The sequence below is a fragment of the Holophagales bacterium genome (genome assembly GCA_016719485.1).
Classification (GTDB): domain Bacteria; phylum Acidobacteriota; class Thermoanaerobaculia; order UBA5066; family UBA5066; genus UBA5066.
Genome location: JADJZB010000009.1, coordinates 112742 through 129050, shown reverse-complemented (window position 1 = coordinate 129050; position 16309 = coordinate 112742). Strand labels below are relative to the sequence as shown.

General features: G+C 70.6%; 12 protein-coding genes and 2 pseudogenes. 10 read left to right on the top strand and 4 right to left on the bottom strand.

Annotated features, from left to right (window positions below):
* Positions 1–414 precede the first annotated feature (414 nt).
* Together IPN03_08290 and IPN03_08285 are read right to left on the bottom strand one after the other, a co-directional pair.
* On the bottom strand, positions 415–1233 hold the full coding sequence (locus IPN03_08290; protein ID MBK9373719.1) for a hypothetical protein: 819 nt from the start codon (positions 1231–1233) through the stop codon (positions 415–417).
* Between the two features lie 10 nt (positions 1234–1243).
* A complete protein-coding gene (locus tag IPN03_08285) occupies positions 1244–1648 on the bottom strand; it encodes a helix-turn-helix transcriptional regulator (protein MBK9373718.1) in 405 nt (134 codons plus the stop codon).
* A 111-nt stretch (positions 1649–1759) separates the two neighbouring features.
* Here IPN03_08285 and IPN03_08280 point away from each other — a divergent pair, with 111 nt between their 5' ends.
* From IPN03_08280 to IPN03_08240, 9 genes and pseudogenes are all read left to right on the top strand, one after another.
* Positions 1760–2920, top strand: coding sequence for a hypothetical protein (locus IPN03_08280; GenBank protein ID MBK9373717.1), 1161 nt, complete (start codon positions 1760–1762; stop codon positions 2918–2920).
* A 327-nt stretch (positions 2921–3247) separates the two neighbouring features.
* Positions 3248–4768 (top strand): DNA primase, encoded by a 1521-nt coding sequence (locus tag IPN03_08275; protein MBK9373716.1) that lies wholly within the window; start codon positions 3248–3250, stop codon positions 4766–4768.
* Between the two features lie 88 nt (positions 4769–4856).
* A complete protein-coding gene (locus tag IPN03_08270; GenBank protein ID MBK9373715.1) occupies positions 4857–5336 on the top strand; it encodes a site-specific integrase in 480 nt (159 codons plus the stop codon).
* 10 nt (positions 5337–5346) lie between these two features.
* The gene (locus IPN03_08265) at positions 5347–5541 is read left to right on the top strand and encodes a tyrosine-type recombinase/integrase (protein ID MBK9373714.1); all 195 of its coding nucleotides are present in this window, start codon (positions 5347–5349) and stop codon (positions 5539–5541) included.
* On the top strand, positions 5469–5939 hold the full coding sequence (locus IPN03_08260; protein ID MBK9373713.1) for a tyrosine-type recombinase/integrase: 471 nt from the start codon (positions 5469–5471) through the stop codon (positions 5937–5939). Before IPN03_08265 ends, IPN03_08260 begins: the two co-directional genes overlap by 73 nt.
* 183 nt (positions 5940–6122) lie before the next feature.
* Positions 6123–7399 (top strand): annotated as a pseudogene (locus tag IPN03_08255) (DNA cytosine methyltransferase).
* The gene (locus IPN03_08250) at positions 7396–8457 is read left to right on the top strand and encodes a hypothetical protein (protein ID MBK9373712.1); all 1062 of its coding nucleotides are present in this window, start codon (positions 7396–7398) and stop codon (positions 8455–8457) included. The pseudogene IPN03_08255 and the gene IPN03_08250 overlap by 4 nt, the downstream one beginning before the upstream one ends.
* Before the next feature lie 76 nt (positions 8458–8533).
* A pseudogene (gene vsr, locus IPN03_08245) lies at positions 8534–8931 on the top strand (DNA mismatch endonuclease Vsr).
* Positions 8932–9578: 647 nt separating this feature from the next.
* Complete coding sequence (locus tag IPN03_08240) at positions 9579–10037, top strand: hypothetical protein (protein MBK9373711.1); 459 nt, start codon at positions 9579–9581, stop codon at positions 10035–10037.
* Between the two features lie 970 nt (positions 10038–11007).
* Here IPN03_08240 and IPN03_08235 read toward each other — a convergent pair.
* Both IPN03_08235 and IPN03_08230 read right to left on the bottom strand, forming a co-directional pair.
* Positions 11008–12219 carry a hypothetical protein gene (locus IPN03_08235; GenBank protein MBK9373710.1) on the bottom strand — a complete coding sequence of 404 codons (1212 nt, stop codon included), beginning with the start codon at positions 12217–12219 and terminating at the stop codon, positions 11008–11010.
* An 87-nt stretch (positions 12220–12306) separates the two neighbouring features.
* Positions 12307–14706, bottom strand: coding sequence for a protein kinase (locus IPN03_08230; protein MBK9373709.1), 2400 nt, complete (start codon positions 14704–14706; stop codon positions 12307–12309).
* 69 nt (positions 14707–14775) lie between these two features.
* On the opposite strand from IPN03_08230, the gene IPN03_08225 reads away from it, so the two are divergent.
* On the top strand, positions 14776–16221 hold the full coding sequence (locus IPN03_08225; GenBank protein ID MBK9373708.1) for a radical SAM protein: 1446 nt from the start codon (positions 14776–14778) through the stop codon (positions 16219–16221).
* The last annotated feature ends 88 nt before the right edge of the window (positions 16222–16309 follow it).

Below are 16309 nucleotides of genomic sequence, written 5' to 3'. Positions count from 1 at the left end.
CCTACACCCGCGGGCGGTGACGGTCGCAACTTGTTCGACCGCAGGGCGCGCCGTGCGCGCCCCGGAGGCGGGAGGCCCGCCCCCTCGCCGCTGCGCGGCGAGGGACATGGCTGACTCCGGGCCGCCGAAGTGCACTTCGGCGGAAGCGGCCCGGCCCGGACGCGGCGGCGCGAAGCGCCGGGACACGGAGGCCGCCCTCGGCCGCAGTGACGCGGCCGGGACGGGATGCAAGGGACGTGACGGGCGGGAGGCCGGGAGGGCCCGCCCGGCGCGACGCTCGCAGAGGGTCCGGCTCGACCGGGCCTTCCGCCGGAGCCGCCCGCGGGTGCCCTTTCGTGCTCTGGTGCTCTGCGCGCCCTGGCGCCACGCGAGACGTGTCGTGCAGCGGTTTCCTAAACCGCGTGCCGGCGGCGGTCAGTCCTGTGGCGGTGGCGGGGGAAAGACTGCTTCGGACGTGAGGGCTGCCCGCGTCTCCACCAACGCCGCCAGATGGCTGAACGTGGCGATCTCGAGATGCGACAGCCTGAACGGCCGATACGGGAGATCGAGAGTCCACGCCTGGCCCACGAAGAGCTGTGTCCCCGGCTCCTGTCGCGGCTCACCGAGCCGCTTTCCTCCGGGCTCGTAGTCCGCAACCCAGAGCCGGCCATCTGGAATCACCGTGACCGGCAGGACGACGTATTCGGCGCGATCGCGCTGCCGCACGAGATCCAGCGTGACGTCCTGCGCTGAGGCGATGGCCTGCGCGACCTTCTCGAAGACATCGCGGTCGGAGCTGACGATCTCACCGGGCTGTCCCGGAGCCCGCCCCACCTGGTCGATCCGCTTCCCGACCGGCTGGCCCTCGGGATAGAGGCCCTCGGCCTGTTTGAGGATGTGGAGATCGGTGACCGGAGGGACGGTGCTGCCGCGAAGCGGCTCGTAGCGGATGACCGTGTGGAAGGCCTCCTCGGTGCGGCGTGGCACGCGGTGCACGACGAGGGGGTAGAAGTCCCGGATGTTTTTGCACTCGGCGCAGAGGACGAGGCAGGCCCGCCCTTGCGACTTGCGGGCCCGGATATCGAACTGCCGCGCTTTCCCTGTGACGGGATCGGTATAGGTCCCGCCGTGCTCACACTTGAAGCCGAGGCGCTCGAGCTCGGAGAGGACCTCCATCTCGAAGGCGAAGTCGGAGACCCCTTCCAGGTACTCCTTGATGTCCGCGGCCCCGATCGCTTCTTCTTTGAGCTTCACGCGTGCCGTCTCACCCGACGATCTTCCGGATCTTGCCCTGGGCGATGAGGGCGTCGACGAGCTTGATGGCGGTCTCCTGGTCGTCCTTGGGGAGCTGCTCGAGCTCGCGGAAGCGGCGCAGGAGGCGGAGATTCTTGACGTGGGCCTCGTCGGGGACGACCTCGCCGAAGAGCTGGTCGAGGGAGACCTGGAGGGTGCGGGCGATCTGGAGGACCTTGCCGACGGTCGGGAAATTGACGCCGGTCTCGTACTTGGAGACCTGGATGTAGTGGACGCCGACGGCGGCGCCGAGCTCCTTCTGGGAGAGGCCGCGCTTCTTGCGGATCTCCTGGAGCCGGCGCCCGAAGGTGAGGGCCTCGGTGGAGCTGGGCATCAGCAGCAAGGTAGCGCCGGTTTCCAGAAGGGCCTTGCTCATCGGGCTTGAGTTTCGCTAAAGACTTAGTCTAGAGTCAAGCGTTAATAGAAAGTCTTTCCCGCCAGCCTCTCTTGACAGGGTCGGGCGGGAAGGCGGGAACGGAGGTGCCCGATGCCCCGAATCCCCGACGAGCTTCTGGCGCGCATCAAGCAGGAGGTCCCGCTGGCGGAGCTGATCGGGCGCCGGGTGGCGCTCAAACCCCACGGCGAGAACCTCCTCGGCCTCTGCCCGAACCACCCCGACAAAACTCCCTCTCTGGTCGTCACGCCGTCGAAGGGCCTGTGGCACTGCATGGGCGCGTGCCAGACGGGCGGCACGGCGATCGACTGGGTGATGAAGAGCGAGGGCGTCAGCTTCCGCCACGCGGCCGACGTCCTCCTCTCGGAATTCTTCGCGCTCGAGTCCTCGCGCCTCTCACCTCCGAAGCGCTCCACCGTCCGCACCCTCGCCTCGCCCGTGGAGCCGGAAGCCTCGGAGGAAGAAGCGAAGCGCCAGGTCGTCGCCTACTACCACGAGACACTCAGGGAGAGCCCCGAAGCCCTCGCGTATCTCGAGCGGCGCGGCCTCACGCATCCCGACCTCACGAACCACTTCCAGCTCGGCTTCTCCAACCGCACCCTCGGCCTGCGCCTGCCCCCTGATCAATCGCAAGGCCGGCTACGAGATCCGGACGAAGCTCCAGAGCATCGGGATCTACCGTGCTTCCGGCCACGAGCATTTCGTCGGCTGTCTGGTCATCCCCGTCTTCGACGAGGCCGGCAACGTCGCCGAGATCTACGGCCGCCGCATCGACGACCCCGCGAAGAGCGGCGCACCGAAGCACCTCTACCTCCCCGGAGCCCATCGCGGCGTCTTCAACGCCGCGGGGCTGAAGGGCCGGAAGGAAGTCATCCTCTGCGAGGCCCTCATCGACGCCCTCACCTTCTGGTCCGCCGGCTTCCGCAACGTCACGGCGAGCTACGGCGTCGAGGGCTTCACGACCGATCACCTGGCCCTCTTCCAGCGCGAAGCCGTCGAGCATGTCCTCATCGCCTACGACCGCGACGAAGCCGGCGACAGAGCCGCCGAGGCCCTCGGCAAGAAGCTCGGCGCCTGCGGCATCGCCACCTCGCGCGTCCTCTTCCCGAAAGGGATGGACGCCAACGACTACGCCCGCAAGGTGACGCCGCCGGAGAAGTCTCTCGGCCTTCTCCTCCGCAGCGCCGAGTGGAAGGGCGCCGGCGAGCGGCCGGCGGCGGCCGCCACCGTACCCGTACCCGCGACAGCAGCTAAAGAATCTTCTTTAGCCGCCGCGGAGCCCGCGGGCGCATTCGCGCCCGCGGCTCCGGCGATCCCGGAAGAAGCCGCTAAAGAAGAAAGATCGGCGAGCTCGTCAACGACGACGAGGCTCTCTTCCGCTACGAAGACCGGAGCTACCGCGTCCGTGGCCTGAAGAAGGCGCTTCGGAGCGGAGGTCTTTCCGTCAGCGTCGAGGCCCGCCGCGAGGGCGACCTCTTCGCGCCTCCCTCGCCTCTGTCGGGCTGGTTTCTCGACCGCTTCGACTTCGTCTCCTCGCGCCAGAGGACCCTCTTCGAGAAGCAGGCCTCCCACGAGATGGGCGTGAAGGCCGACGTCGTCCGCTGGGACCTCGGCCGCATCCTGCGCTCTCTCGAAGAGCTGCAGCGGAAGGCCCTGGCCGAGGCGCTCAAGCCGTCGACGCCGGCCCACGTCATGACCGAGGAGGAGAGGGCCGAGGCGCTCGAGCTGCTCACGAGCGAGGACCTCGTCTCCCGCATCCTCGCCGACTACGAGGCTGCGGCGCCGTCGGCGAGGAGACCAACAAGCTCCTCGGCTACTTCGCAGCCGTCTCCCGCAAGCTCGCCCGCCCCTCGCCGTCATCGTCCGCTCCAGCTCCGCCGCGGGCAAGACGGCCCTGATGAAGCCGTCCTGGCGCTCGTCCCGAAGGAGGACCGCGAGAAGTACTCGGCCCTCTCCGAGCACTCCCTCTTCTATTTCGAAGGGAAGGACTTCAAAAACAAGATCCTCGCCATCGTCGAAGAGGAAGGGGCGCAGAAGGCGGCCTACGCCTTGAAGCTCCTCCAGAGCGAAGGCGAGATCACCATCGCCTCCACCGGCAAGGATCCCGGCACCGGCAAGCTCGTCACCAAGGAGTACCACGTCGAAGGGCCGGTCATGATCATCCTGGCCACGACGGCCGTGGAGGTCGACGAGGAGCTCCTCAACCGCGCCATCGTCCTGACCGTCGACGAGGGTCGCGAGCAGACCCGGCGCATCCACAAGCTCCAGCGCGAGAGCCAGACGCTGGAGGGCCTCTTCTCCCGCGAGGAGCGCGAGGAGATCTACCGCCGCCACCACAACGCGCAGAGGCTTCTGCGCCCCCTCCACGTCATCAACCCTTACGTCCGCGAGCTGACCTTCCTCGACGACCGGACGCGCACCCGGCGCGATCACGTCAAGTACCTCACCCTCATCGAGTCGATCGCGCTCCTCCACCAGTACCAGAGGTCCGTCAAAGCCGAGACGCGCTTCGGGCGGACGAAGGAGTACATCGAGGTGCTCCCCTCCGACATCGTCCTCGCCAACCGTCTCGCGGCCGAGGTCCTCGGCCGCTCGCTCGACGAGCTGCCGCCGCAGACGCGGCGGCTCCTGGAGCTGCTCGACGGGATGGTCACCGAGACGGCCGGCAAGAACGGCGTCGAGAGGGCCGACCTGCGCTTCACGATCCGCGACATCCGGCGCGCCACGGGCTGGAGCCACGACCAGGTCTGGCGGCACATGCAGCGGCTCGTCTTTCTCGAGTACGTCCTCGTCCACCGCGGAGGCCGGGGCCAGAGCTTCGTCTACGAGCTCCTCTATGACGGCCAGGGCAGGACGGGGAGCCCTTCCTCATCGGCCTCTGCGACGCCGAGACCCTCACCGGCAAGAGGCCCGAACCCATGCGTACGTCCACGACTTCCGCGGGCTCGGAGGCCACCTCCGCGGGTGGTTTCGGGGGGCCTTTGGGGGCCTTTCGGGGGCCTTCCGTGGTCCCGTCCATCGTGCCGGAGGTCGCTCCCCATGCGGCTTTGGCGGCGATGGCGGCCGAGGCGGGCGGAAATGGAGATAAGGGGCCTCTCCTGAAAGCGTACGCACAGGCGGACCGTAGTCACATGCCCGGACCGGCGCGGCCCTACGTCCTGCGAACGCCGGCCCTCGCGCGGGGGCTCTGATGGCGCGCAAGGGGCAGAAGAAGTCCTGGCCCTTTCTCGACCCCACCGACCCCGAGGGGATGCCGGTCCTGCGGCTCCTGTGGCTCGATGCCCTGAGGACCCGCGGCTACTCCGACCCCTACGTCCAGAACTGCGAGAGTGCCCTCGGGGCCTTCATCCTCTGGGCCCAGGAGCGCGGCATCACGAAGGCGCGCGAGGTGACGCGGCCGATTCTCGAGAGCTACCAGCGCTGGCTCTTCCACTATCGGCGCGAGACGGAAGAGGGGGACGAGCCGCTGTCGCTCCGAACGCAGGCTGAGCGCCTCTCGGCGCTGAAGGGCTTCTTCAAGTGGCTGGCCCGCTCCGGCTACCTCCTCGCCAACCCCGCTTCGGAGATGGAGCTGCCACGCATCCTCCACGAAGGCCGCCCGAGGTCCTCTCCGTGGCCGAGGTGGAACGCGTCCTCGCGCAGCCCGATCTCGAGATGCCGATGGGGCTGAGGACCGGGCGATCCTGGAGGTCTTCTACTCGACGGGGATGAGAAGGAAGGAGCTGTCGCGCCTCCTCGTCTCCGACGTCAACGCCGAGGCGGGGATCGTCCGTATCCGGCACGGCAAGGGGAAGAGGAGCGGATCATCCCGATCGGCACGCGGGCTCTGGCGTGGATCGCGGGCTATGTGCGGAACGCCAGGCCCCAGCTCGTAGCCACGCCCGACGACGGGACGCTCTTCCTCACCGTCAGCGGCAAGCCCTTCTGGCCCGACAACCTCACGGACCTCGTGAGGCGGTATGTCGAGGAGTCGGGCGTGGGCAAGCCTGGCTCCTGCCACCTCTTCCGCCACACGGTGGCGACCCTGATGCTCGAGAACGGCGCCGACATCCGCTTCATCCAGGAGATGCTCGGCCACGCCACCCTCCAGGCCACCGAGATCTACACCCACGTCTCCATCCGCGCCCTCAAGGAGATCCACGCCGCCACGCACCCGGGGGCGGGACTGGGGGCGGCGGCGCGGACGAGAGGGGACGAGGCCGAAGAAGGGGTCGGAGAGCCGTCTATTCCACCCCCAGAGCCTCTTATGCCGCCCGCCCGCACCACCCCCTGACCCCGCCCGCGCCGCCGCTTGACACGCGGGCACGTGCACGTGTCTTCTCAAGGAGGAAACGATGTCCGAGACACCTCTTTCGGCCCGACAGATCCGGCACGGCAAGCCGCCGGCGGCGCAGAAGCGCCGCCTGGAGCGCGCCGCTGCCCCGCAGGGGGCGCGGCCGTGAGCCGGAGCCTCCGGGTGGCCGACCTTTTCTCCGGCGCCGGCGGGCTGTCGGAAGGGTTTCGGCAGGCCGGCTACAAGATCATCGCCGGTACCGACGTCGACCCGGACGCCTGCGCCACCTATGCCCTCAACTTCCCCGAGGCGGTGACGGTCTGCGGCGACATCCGCGAAAAGGGCGTGAGGCGCGCGCTGCTGGAAGCCGCCGCGGGAGCGGACATCGTCGTCGGCGGCCCGCCGTGCCAGGCCTTCTCCCAGGTCCGCAACCACCGCCGGCTCATCGAGGACCCGCGCAACTCTCTCTATCGCGAATTCGTGAGGACCGTCGCAGAGCTCGAGCCGATGGCCTTCGTGATGGAAAACGTCCCAGGGCTCGAGCAGATGGGCGCCAAGGAGCAGGTCCTGGAAGACCTCGCGCAGAAGGGTGCGTACCAGGTCGCGGCCAGGGTCCTCGACGCCGCGGACTTCGGCGTGCCCCAGACGCGCCGGCGGATCGTCTTCACCGGAATCCGCTCGGGCCTCGGGCTCGAGCCTCCCGTGCTGCGGGGATCCGGGGCGACGGCCGCCTTCTCGCTCGAGCGGCGCAACGGCAGCGGCCCCGTCCGCTACGAGGTCACCGAGCAGCCCAGCCTCTTCAGCTTCATGGAGAAGCTCCGTAACCCGGATGACCCTTCCTTCGTCACGGCCGAGCAGGCGATCGGCGACCTTGCGGGGCGCAAGGCTGGAGACAAGCGGGAAGAGATTCCCGCGGACGAGCTGCCGGCGCCGTCCTCGGCGTACCAGCGGGAGATGCGGGAGCGGCTCGGCGGCGCTATCCTCAACACCAGCGTCCCGTGGATCAACGCCGACACCGAGATCCGCCTCTCGGCCCTGCCGCCCGGCGGCAACTTCCGCGACCTGCCCGAGGAGATGACCGAGCGCTACCTGACCGGCAACCTCTGGGGCCCGCACAACGGGACCGGGCGGCTCGGCCGGCAGCACTACTACGCCTATCGCCGGCTCCATCCGGGCATGTGGTCCTGGACCCTGAACACCAAGGCCGACTCCGTCTACCACTACCGCGACAAGCGGGCGCTGAGCGTGCGCGAGTTTGCTCGGCTCCAGTCCTTCCCCGACCGCTTCGTCTTCACGACCGACCCCCGACGCGGGAGCTGCCGGGCCGCATCGAAGGCGGCGCCGGCCACTCCTGCTACCGCCAGGCCGGCAACGCCGTGCCCCCACTGCTCGCGCGCGCCATCGCCGTGTCGCTCGCCGAGCGTCTCGCCGCCGGGAGGCGCATGCGTAAGACCGCGTGAAGAAAGAGCTCGAGCCCGCCGAGATCCAGAGAGCCTTCGGATCGGAGAGCCGCCGCCAGATGCTGGAGGAGTACTTCGGCAAGGCGGGCAAGGTGACGCCGGCCAACGCCTGGAAGCACGTCTACCGGCTCCTGCTCTGGACCGACCGGACGACGGGCCTGGCCCACTGCTACGAGAGCGACAAGGCGCAGCCCGGCCGGCCCTGGTACGCCCGCTCGCTCGCCTTCCACGACTGGGTCTCTGAAGGTCTCGGCGCCGCTCCGGGCGACCTCGGCGCCGAAGTCGACTGGCTCTTCACCCGGGGAACCGAGCGGCTTGCCGCGGTCATCGCCCGCCGGCAGGCCGAGAGGACCGGCCGTGCGGCCGAACAGCGTGCACCGTACGACGGCCGCGGCTTCCCCGAGCCGGGCGAGGACCCGGCGCTCCGGGAGTCGCTCGTGCGCGAGGAACTGGCGCCGTGGCTCCCGTCGCCGCCGCCACCGGCCGCCATGAGGAAGCTGACGCAGCGGATCCGGACGCACCTGGCGCAGGAGAACAAGCGCAAGAACCTCGTCGGCGAAGGCTTCGAAGATGTCCTCGGCTCACTCATCGGCCGGCTTCCGGGTGCCGCGAAGATGAAGGTGAACGGCCGGCCGGTGCTGCACAGCCTTCCCGGTTTCCGGCCGCCGCCGGGCAACGAGAAACCGCGGAAGGTCGACCTGGCCGTCATCGGGCCGGGCAAGCGCCGTGTCCTCGTGAGCGCCAAGTGGAGCGTCCGCGCCGACCGTGAGGAGCAGTTTGGCGTGGACTTCGAAGCGTACGCGCGGCTCGAAGACGCCGGCCGCGACTTCGACTTCGTCCTCATCACGAACGAATTCGATGCCGCGCGCCTGAACGCCGCCTGCGAGCGGCGGCGGCAAAACGCCACGCTCTTCACCTCCGTCGTCCATGTGAACCCCGCCGGGCCGCTCGCCGCCTACGGCGAGAGCTCCCGGGACTCGGCGGCGAAGCTAGCCGAACACGTGAAGAGCGGCCGCCTGATGAGCCTGGAGCGCTGGCTCTCCAAGCTCATCGGCTGAGAGGCGGCGCGCAGGGGCGCGCCGCACGGGGAGCGCCGTGGCCGACGTCTTCACCCGCGAGAAGCGCTCGGAGGTGATGGCCGCGATCCGGGCCAGGACACGAAGCCCGAGATCGCCGTCCGCCGCGCACTCCACGCGATGGGCTACCGCTTCCGCCTCCACGCCGCCGCCCTGCCTGGGCGGCCCGACATCGTTATGAAGAGGCTCGGCCTCATCGTGCAGGTGAAGGGCTGCTTCTGGCACGGGCACCGTTGCCTGAAGGGCCGCGTCCCCGGGCTCCATCGCCGCTACTGGCTCGAGAAGATCGCGGGGAACAAGGCGCGCGACGCTCGCAACGAGAGAGGGAAGCTCCGGGCCACGGGCTGGTCGGTGAAGACGATCTGGGAGTGCCGCGTAAGGCGCTCGAGCCCGGAGGAGCTCCGCGCGAGTCTCACGAAGGTCCTGCGCCAAGCCGAACTGCGGGGCGGGCGGTAGACTGGCCGCATCGTGCAGAACATCGTCGCCGAGCCGAGCCTGGGGACGGCCTACGCAGCACCGGCGCCCGCCTGTTATCCCGAAACTCGCATCGGGGCTTTCGACTTCTCCGCGGCCACGTGCACCGAGCCTCTGGGGTACGGAAGTGCCGATGGGCAGCGGGCTTGCGGGGATTCCTGGCCGGGGATGACGGAGGATCTCTTCCTCTTCATACAGGAAGATCCGAAACGCTGGGCCGATTCTGCCCGCAATCTGTACCGGATGGTCGAGAACCGCCCACTGGATCGAATCGATCCGACCGGGGAGGACTACGTCCCCGTCAGCCCGATCTGGAACCTGGATCCTCGTCCCTATCCCGCCTCGGGCGATACCGGCCGGAATAGCCCGGGCCGGACGTATCTCATTCCCAAGAGGCGGGACCCGGCCTTTCCCTTCTTTCCGATTCCCTTCCCGCCTTTTCCGATGCTCCCCATACCAGTACCCTCAACCCCGCCCTGGTACGACAACGACCACATCTGTACTGACGACGGCTGGAGGAAGGCGCCGATAGGCGGTTTCCTGCTCGGGGGCCGCCTCTGTGGGCCCTTCGTTAGGCCTGACCCTGACTGGACCCCACCGTTTCCTTGCCCGATTCCGAGGTGCCCGAGATGAGACTTACCCTTTTCGTGTTGATTCTGCATGTGGGCACAGGCGTGTACTGGGCGTGGGGCATCCTCACAGAGGCCCCGCAGCTGGGTGACCCGTGGTTCTTCTTGAGCGCGACGAGCCTATCGGCCATCTGCGGGTGGCTTAGCTATCGCCTTGCCCGAGGTAGGCGACCGAGTGCAGTAGGCGTATCGATCACAGGGCCTCTTGCATTTGTCATTGCCTCCTCTGCCATCGAGCCCGTAGCGGATCCGGCGCTCGGATTGATTGCGTCAGGCCTGGCGTACTCCTACTTGGTCCTCTTCTCCCTGTTGCTCTTCGCAGGAACCTGGATAGGCATTTCGGTCGGTGTGATCATGAAGAGTGAGGGCGACGGACTGCCGAAGAGAATCCTGACCGACCTCAGCCGAGTCTTTAGAGCGAGGCGCGTCAATCAGGAGCCGGATGGGGACAGGTCTTGATTTTCCATTGTGACCACGGGGGTCAGGTCTTGATTTTCTATTGTAACGGTCTGGCTTCCATTCCCTCGTAGAGCACGAATCGAACCCCAAGGAGCCGCCGAGGGAAGCCCGAAAGGGCGACCGCGGCGGCTCCGGCGCGTGGGGCGAGGAAGGTACGGGCGCGAGCACGGCGCGTGCCGGGGGCCCCTCCTCGGACCTCCCTCCGGCACGCGCCGTGCAGCGCCCCGCGAGCCCAAACGCGTTTGGGCCGCGCCGGCTGACATGAGGCGCTCCGCTTCGCTACGCGCAGGCCCGGCGCGCCTCCGGGGCATCGCCTCCGCTTCGCTGACGCTCGCTGCGGCGAGCCCTGCCACCTAACAAGTTAGGTGGACACCGCCGTGGTCGTGCGGTGCGCGCGCCGCGCGGTCGCTGAAGGGCCTGAACACGGCTCTCGCGAACGCGCCGCCGCACGCGCCTGCGGTGCTCGCGAGCTGCGCCCCTCGGCCCGGCGACGGCGCGAGCGAGAGCCGCGCCAGGCCGTTCTTCAGCGGAGGCGTCGGCGACGCCGACGCGGCGCTGAAGCGCTGGCACTGCGGGCGCGAAGACCGGGGCGCGGACCTCTGCGCGCCTCGCCTCGCTGCGATGCTCGAGCGCCGTGCCCCCAGCGCCCTCGCGCCAGCGCGGCCGGAGGCCGCCCGGGGAGCGGCTAAAGAAAGAAGCCTCGCGGCCCTTCTCGCCGAACGTCTTCTGCATCGAAGGGCTCGCAGGCAGACAACGTCTGCCACCGAGGCCTCGTGGGCTAACGATTTCTGCCACCTCCTCGCCGACGTCGTCCTCGTCGAGCCAGCTCCTCACCGAGGAGATGCCGCTGCATCTCCTCGTAGCCGAGACGGGGCCGAAGGGGCGGGCCTTGTCCAGGGCGAGCGCAGCTCGCCGCGAAGCGGCCGAAGGCCACCCGGTGCCTCGGTCGAGGCGGTCACCTCCCGCCGCGTCAGCTCCGGGGCTTCGCCTTCGCGACGATCTCCGCGTAGCGGGCCTCGCCGCGCAGGCTCGCCAGGTCGTCGTCCCCCTCGATCGCCTCGCGCGGCCCGAAGCCCTCGGCGACGGCCTTCTCCAGGCGATCGAGGGCCTCGGACGTTCTGCCCGCGAGCGCGTTGGCGCAGGCGAGGTTGAAGAGGACGTTGCGCTTTCCGGCATCCGTCACCCGGGGCAGGGCCTCCTCGAGGCGCGTGATCGCCCCGGCGTAATCCTTCTTCTGCATCGCCACGAGCCCGGCCCGGGCGATCGCGGAGGCGAGCCCCTGGACCGCTCCTTCGTCGCCGGGGGTGACGGCGAGAATCCGGCGGTAGAGGGCCGCCGCCTCGTCGAACTCCTGCCCGTAGACGTGGGTCAGCGCCGCACGGGCTGCGTCGGGCGCCGGCCCCGCCGAAGGCGGCGCCACGAGACGGTCGACGAGCCACGTCACAGTCTCTCTCACCAGGCGGCGCGATGTGACGCCCTCGTCGAGGGCGTCGAAGGCGTGCGTCAGGCCGGGCGCGGTCACCATCGTCCAGGGCGCCGTCGCCTTCACCGCCTCCGCGAAGTGCGAGCGGATACCCTCATTGAGCTGCGGGTTGTCCCGTCCTGCAAGGACGTAATAGACGGGAAGATCCTTCCGGATGGCGCCGAGCGGGACTTCCCGCCGCGCCGAGCCGTAGTAGAGGACCGCGGCGACGACGCCCGGCCTCGGGCTCGACATGAGCCACGGGAGGGCGAGGGAGACGTTCGCGGAGCAGGCCCAGACCGCGATCCGGGAGGCGTCGACGCCGAGCGATGCCCCGTTCGCCGCGAGGTGAGCCGCCAGGGCGTCGAGGCTCTTTCCGGGGTTCGCCGGGTCAGAGCGGTAGACGATTCCCGCCATGCCGTGCGCCGCCACGAGCCTCGCCCAGTCGCGGTAGATCTCCCAGGTCCCATACGGCGCCCCCGTGGAGTTCGCGAAGACGACGGCCGGCACCGGCTTTCCCTTCGAGCCGGGAGGCAGCGTCACGTCCATCGTCCTGTCGCCGTCTCCGAAGGGCAGGCCCGGCCGCAGGAGGGCATCTTCCATTCCGGACACCCGGTAGACGACGCCGTACGTCGTCACGTCGTGTGGAGAACGGGGCTGGGCCGCCGCGAGCGCGGCAAGAAGGAGCGGGGAAAGGGCGAGGCGCGTCGCGATCCGCATGACGGGGTCCTCCGGATGCCGATGGATACGGCGCCTGCGGCGAAAGGTTGAGGCGAACGGCCCTCTCCTGCGCCGCGCGCGGCGCTGTTACCCGGCTCCGCCGCCCGATCCCGTCCGGTCGGCCGGTGCCGCGATCCGGTGCCCTGCGAGGAGCTGCTGGAAACCGGGCTCGCTGTAGAGCGGCGCGAAATCGGGCTCGAGGAGGACGCGGCGCAGCGTCAGGGCGGGCCGGAGCGCCGCGGCCCCCGCGAGGAGCTCGAGGGCGCGGACCGTTTCGCCCCGCAGGACGAGAGCCTGCGCGGCGTAGTACCGCGTGAAGGGGTCGTCGGACCCCTGCGCGAGCCGTTCCTCGAAGCGCGAGAGGGCCCGCTCGAGGGCCTCCTCCGCCTCGTCCTTCCGGCCCAGCCGCGCGAGCGCGCTCCCGAGGCGAACGTGCAGCTCGACGAGCGCACGGCCGGAGAGGGCGTGGTCCACGCTCGCGAGGTGCCGCCGCTCGGCGAGGAGCTCGGAGACGGCCTCCTCGAAGCGTCCTTCGAGGGCGTGAACGTGCGCGAGGCGGACGTGGGCGCCCACGATGAGGAGCCCCTCCTTCCCCGACAGGGCCTGCTCCTGCAGCTCGATGGCCCGCCGCGCCACGGCGTCGGCGCGGGGGAGCTCGCCCGAGAGCGCGAGGCAGTGCGCGAGCTGGAGGGCGATCCAGCCCCCCTGAGGGTTCAGGGCGAGGGCCGCTTCGTAGGCCCGCGCCGCCTCGAGGAACTCCCCCTTCGCGACGAAGAGGACCCGCGCGTACGCCTGGTGCGCCGCCGCCTCGCCCGGAGCGAGGGAGAGCGCCTTGCGCGCCGCCGCGAGCGCCTCGTCGTCGCGACGGAGGAAGAGGAGCGTGTAGGCGAGGCCCCGGCAGGCCTCGGCGGAGGACGGGCGCAGCTCCAGCGCTCTTCCGAACGCGGCGAGCGCCTTCTCGGCCGGCTCGACGAGGCCGAGGTATTCGGCTTTGTCCTGGAGCGCCCAGCCGAGGGAGACCTGCGCGGCGACGTAGCGCGGGTCGAGGAGCGTCGCCCGCTCGAGGAAGAGCGCCGCGCGGTCGAGGGAGGTCACGCTGCCGACGCGGAGGTTGATGAGCCCCTTCGCGTACGCCTCGTAGGCCGCGACGACTCGTGTCTCCTCCGCGGCGGGAGCGAAGGCGGCGGCGCTCCCGGAGGCTTCGCGGTAGGCGAGGACGAGGTCGGCGGCGAGGCGGTCCTGAAGATCGAAGAGCCCCGCCACCTCCCCGTCGGCCTTGAGGGACTTCACGACCTCTCCTGTCCCGGCGTCGGAGAGCCGCGCCGTGATACGGAGCCGGTCGCCGACGCGCTGGAAGCCGCCCGTCGCGACCCACCGGACGCCGAGCCGGCGCCCGGCCTCCTCGGCGATCTCGCCCCCCTCCCCGCCCCGCTCGTCCGCGAGGCGCCGGACCATCTCGTGAACCCGCTCGCTCGCGACGACTGTCGGCCCGGCCGCGGAACGGAGCTCGGCGGCGAGCGTCTCGGCGAGGCCCGTTCCGAGCCACTCGTCCTCCGGGCGCGCGGAGATGTTCCGGAAGGCGACGACGGCGACCGAGGCTCCCGACGCACCGCGGATTCCCGCCGGAAGCTGCCCGCGACGCGCCGCCGCGAGGTCGTCCACCGCGTCCCGCATCGATGGGGTGCGGCGGGTGCGCTCCTTCTCGAGCATGCGCGATACGACGCGGGAGAGGGCCTCGGGGACCGCCGGGTTGAGGGTCGAGAGGGGCTCCGGGTCCCGGCCGAGGACCGCGGAGAGGACCGCGCCCACCGTCTCCCCCGGGAACGCGCGCCGCCCCGCGAGGAGCTCGTAGAGGACGGCGCCGACGGCGAAAACGTCGCTCCGGCCGTCGAGCTCCTCGCCGCGGATCTGCTCCGGCGACATGTACGCCGCCGTCCCGGCGATCCCGACCGATTCCCGCGCGGCCTCCTCCAGGCCGAGCGTCTCGAGGGAATCCTGGCCGAGAGCCCCGCTCCGGGTGGCGAGACCGAAGTCGACGAGCCGCGCCCGGCCTTCGGCGACGAGGATGTTCGACGGCTTCACGTCGCGGTGGACGACTCCCCGCGCGTGGGCCGCCGCGAGCCCCTCGGCGACCTGCTCCACGAGCGCGACGAGCTCGCCGGGAGAGGCCCCGGCACGGGCGTGCTCACCGAGCGTCGGGCCGTCGACGAGCTCCATGGCGATGTAGGCGACCGCGAGGCCGTCCACCTCCGCCTCCCCCGCCTCGTAGATCGTCGCGATCGCGGGGTGGGTCAGCGCGGACGCCGCGCGCGCCTCCCGGAGGAGGTCGCTCGCGAAACCCGCTCCCGCCCCGGGCCGCAGGACCTTCAGCGCCACGTCCCGACCGAGTCGCCCGTCGCGCGCGAGCCAGACCTCTCCCGTGGCGCCTTCGCCTCGACGCTCGCGGACCTCGTATGGCCCCACCTTCAGACCCGGGGAGAGCCTCATCGGAGAGCTCGAGTATAGGGAGCGCCGCGTGCCCCCGTGGGGTCGTCTCCCGCCGGGCCACTCCCTCGCGTGGGCCTCTTCGACCGGCTCCTCGACCGCCACCGATTCCCCGTGCTCCCGCCCCCGGAACGAAGAGCCGCCGATGCGCCCGGCGAGGCCCCGGTCGTCTGCCGGATGATCTTCGAGGAGCTCTGCGTCCTGGCCACCGGCGAGATCGTCTGCTCGTGCGGCGATCCGGCCGGTCTCGCGGTCTACGGGAACGTCCACTCCGACCGGATCGAGGAGGTCTTCCGCGGTCGGCGCTACCGCCGGATGCGCCGCTGGCAGCTGTCCGCCGCGCCCGGCTCCTTCTGTCCCGTCGTCCGGTCCCGCTGCGGGGGGCGCGTCTCGCGCGCAACGGCGCTCGACACGGAGGAGGGGCGCGCGATCAAGGTCCTCCAGCTCGAGCCGACCTCGCGCTGCAACCTGCGCTGCCCAGGCTGCCCGGTGAGCAATTTCAATGTCGACCGCGCCTACCGCCCGGGCCGGACGGCCACGCTCCCGCTCGCGACAATGCTGGGTGTCGTCGACCAGCTCCCCGACCTCGAGAAGCTCCTCTTCTACGACTTCGGCGAGCCTTTCCTCCACCCCGACGCCGTCCCGTTCCTGCGCGAGGTGCGGCGGCGGCGGCCGGAGGTGACGCTCCACGCGTCGACGAACGGCCTCGCGCTCACGCCGGGGGCGATCGCGGCGATCGCGGGCGAGTCGCTGGCCGACCGCGTCGTCTTCTCGATCGACGGCGCCTCCGAGGGACCCTACCGGCGCTACCGGCGCGGAGGCTCGTTCGAGAAGGCCCGCCGCGCGGTCGCGTCTCTCGCCGGGGAGTGCGCACGAGCCGGCACGCGGGAGAGTGTCGACGTGGTGTGGCAGTACATCCTCTTCGAGTGGAACGACGGCGACGAGGAGATCGCCCGCGCGCGGACCCTCGCGGCCGAGGCCGGAGCAAGGCTCTCGTTCGTCGTGACGCACACCCCCGGCGCCTCGCGGCGCTACGTCGACGGGAGCCCGGCGACGGCGCACCTCCTCGCCGGGGGCGACCCGTACGAGGCGCTCACCTGCGACGCGCGGATGCAGCACCTCTGGAGCCACGGCGGCGCCGCGGGCGACCGCTGGCGGGCGCGCCTCGCGACCGGGACGGCGGGGCTGCGGGGACCGGCGGGGAGCGACGCCGCCTTCGTTCTCGTCGTCGGCAACGACGGCCGCCTTCCCTGGGGCGATTCCGGCTCCCAGGTACGGCTCGGCCTCCGGCTGCGGACGCTCTCGGGCCGGCTGCTGCGCGAGCTCCCCGGCGTCGCCGTGGCGCCGCCGGCGCTCGCTCCGGGCGCCTCCGTCACTCTCGAGGCGCGTGTCCCTCTGCCCGACGAGCCCGGGCCCTACGAGCTCTTCGTCGACGCCGTGGAGGAAGGCGTCTGCTGGTTCTCCGACCGCGGCTCGACGCCGCTGGCGCTCCGTCTCGACGTTCTCCCCGTGGCCTGAGCAGGGAACGGGGCAACGCCCCCGGTCTCCTCACAGAGCCGGGATGAGGCCCGTGACGATCGCGGCGAGCGTCCCGGCGCTCACGCCT